Origin of the sequence: Desulfuromonas sp. CSMB_57 (assembly GCF_020194955.2) — a bacterium.
Classification (GTDB): Bacteria; Desulfobacterota; Desulfuromonadia; order Desulfuromonadales; family Syntrophotaleaceae; genus JAFCIY02.
Genome location: NZ_JAFCIY020000021.1, coordinates 1 through 2,867, shown reverse-complemented (window position 1 = coordinate 2,867; position 2,867 = coordinate 1). Strand labels below are relative to the sequence as shown.

Genomic DNA, 2,867 nt, shown 5'->3' with positions numbered 1-2,867 from the left:
CATAAAGGTTGGTTCGATGGGGCTACCGATATTGAGTCGCCCCCCGCGCGGGGGCGTGGATTGAAACATAAAGGTTGGTTCGATGGGGCTACCGATATTGAGTCGCCCCCCGCGCGGGGGCGTGGATTGAAACATAAAGGTTGGTTCGATGGGGCTACCGATATTGAGTCGCCCCCCGCGCGGGGGCGTGGATTGAAACATAAAGGTTGGTTCGATGGGGCTACCGATATTGAGTCGCCCCCCGCGCGGGGGCGTGGATTGAAACCGGTTGGTCGATGAAGACTCTATCGGGATCTCGGTCGCCCCCCGCGCGGGGGCGTGGATTGAAACCCAGGCCGTTTCGAAATGACAACCGAAAATTGACCACCTGTGATTACCGAATTCTGACCACCCCCGGCGGTGAATAAAAGGGCGATTTCAGAACTAAGAAGCTTTCTTTTCTCCTCCTTTCAGGGACTGTTTGAGGCGGTAGCTGTCCCAGGTGCATTCGATGATATGGGCTCGGTGTGTGAGCCGATCCAGGAGTGCAGCGGTCAGGTTGGGATCGCCGAAGACCTGGGTCCAGTCGGCAAATCCGAGATTGGTGGTGATGATCACCGATCCACGCTCATGGCGCTCGGCCAGGATCTGGAAGAGCAGTTCCGCCCCTTCCTTGGAGAAGGGGACGTACCCGAGTTCGTCGAGGATGAGCAGGTCGAGACGGGCATACTTGCCGAGCAGACGGTTTAAGTCCTTTTCGGTGCGGGCTTCGATGAGTTCGTTGGCCAGGGCGTAGCCGGTGACGAAGCGCACCCGCTTGCTCTGCCGGCAGGCCTCGATGCCAAGGGCGGTGGCCAGATGGGTCTTGCCGGCGCCGCTTTTGCCCATCAGGATCACGTTGCGGCGGGCCTTGAGGTAGTCCCCTGTGGCCAGATCCCGTACCAGACGTTTGTCGAGTTGGGGAACGGCCTCGAAGTCGAAGGTTTCCAGGGGTTTGAGCAGCGGAAACTTCGCCTCCTTGAGGCGGCGTTTCTCCCGGCTCTCACAGCGGATGCGCAGCTCCAGTTCCGTCAGCTCCAGCAGGAACTGGCCGTAATCGATACCGCCGTCCCGGGCCTGACGCAACTGCTGTTCAAGGTGGCGAGCCATATTGGTCAGGTTCAGGGCCTTGAGATTGTGCTGCAGCAGCAGCGCATCGGCGGCCCTGTTCATGACCCACCTCCCAGCCGACCATAAACCGAAATGTCAGCCTCGGGCAGCCGGGCGTACCGGTCAAGAGGAATGATCTGCGGCGCGGGCTGGTTGCGGTGCAATAGGTGCCGGATGGCGCCGCAGTCACTGATTCCGGATTTGACTGCGGTGGCGATGGCCTGCTGCACCTCCTCGGCCGGATGGTGGCGAAACAGCAGCAGCACTTCGATGAACACCTTGATGCCGCGGTTTTCGCCGTGGCTTTGGCAGAAGCGCTCCAAAAGCTGGTGCATGGTCTGCGGCCAGCGTTTCTTCCAGTCACGAATCGGCCGGGCACTGTGGAAGGCCAGCGGGCGCTGCTGGAGGAGCTCCAGGTAGTGGTCGGGGTCGAGTTGCCACTGGTTGTTGGCGAACAGACGCCGGTGGGCGGCCACGCGCCGCCCCTGGGCGAAGATCTCCACCTGATCGACATGGCAGAGCACCCGCAGGGTGCGACCGACCAGGGACGTCGGTACCGAGTAGCGGTTCTTGTCGACGATGACGGTCGCGTACTTGTCCGGCTTGGCCGATAACAGCCGGGTGTTGACAAAGGGCGCCTCGGGGAGAGCCAGCAGACAGGAGCGCTCCTCTTCAAAGAGCACCTCCACGGGCTTGTCCCGACCGCTGATAGTGTGCCGGCCGTAGGCGGTACATTGCTGCAGCAGGCGCTCATTGATCTCTTCGAGGGACTGCGCTTCGGGCATGGGCACCAAAAAATTGCGTCGGGCAAAGCCGACCAGGCCCTCGACGCCGCCCTTTTCGTGACCGGCTCCAGGATTGCAGAAACGGGCCTCGAAGTTGTAGTAGGCCCGAAAGCGGGTGAAGGATTCCTGCTCCAGGCGGGCTTTGCCCTGCAGCACCTTGCGTACTGCGCTGGTGAGATTGTCAAAGATCAACCGCGGAAAGACCCCGCCATAAAAGGCGAAACCGCGCATCAGGGCATCGAAGAAGGCTTGCTGGCGCTCGCAGGGATACAGGCGCACAAACGGCTTGCCCGATCCTTTCGAACGCATGCAGAAGAACTTGGCCTTCAGCGGCTGACCCTGCAGGATGACCGTGGCGGTGCCCCAATCCACCTCGGCTTCCTGGCCGAGTTCAGGTTCCAGCGGTAAAAAGGCCCGCTGGGTGGTGATGCCCAGCCGCTCTTTGGCCTCGCGCACGTATTTGCGCACGTTCGATTCACTGCCGGTGTAACCGCACTCGGTTACCAACCGGTCAAAAACGCGCCGGGCGGTATGGCGCTGCTTGCGGGGTCGACCCCGATCATCCCGCAGCCAGCCGTCAATGATTTCCAGGAACGGGCCGAGTATTGGAAAGGGCTGCTGCTGGCGTGGTGAGTAGCCGTTGTAGGGCTCGCTAAGCGCCTTACGTATGGTGTTGCGCGAGTGCCCGGTAACGCGGGCGATTTCGCTGATGTTCTGACCGTAGACCCGATGGGCCGTGCGAATGTGTTCGTATTGATCCATCCTGAGCATCCTCTCTCCTTCGATTACCATGGTAGAGCACCATAGTACCGAAGGGATGCCGGGGGTGGTCAATTTTGGGTAATCACAAGGCCTCTAAACTGGTCAAATTTAGATTATCAAAACCAGGGGTCAGCAAACTGGGGGACGATTACCTGCGCCGGATGGGCGAGGAAGTCGCCGAAGCCGGTTACG

At 60.6% G+C, this 2,867-nt stretch carries 2 protein-coding genes; both read right to left on the bottom strand.

Going from position 1 to position 2,867, the window contains the following annotated elements:
* Nucleotides 1-423: 423 nt before the first annotated feature.
* Entirely contained in the window at nucleotides 424-1,191 is a 768-nt protein-coding gene (gene istB, locus JQN68_RS05190) for an IS21-like element helper ATPase IstB (RefSeq protein WP_225072407.1), read from the bottom strand.
* Nucleotides 1,188-2,684 (bottom strand): IS21 family transposase, encoded by a 1,497-nt coding sequence (gene istA / locus JQN68_RS05185; RefSeq protein WP_249621048.1) that lies wholly within the window; start codon nucleotides 2,682-2,684, stop codon nucleotides 1,188-1,190. Before istA ends, istB begins: the two co-directional genes overlap by 4 nt.
* Nucleotides 2,685-2,867 lie beyond the last annotated feature (183 nt).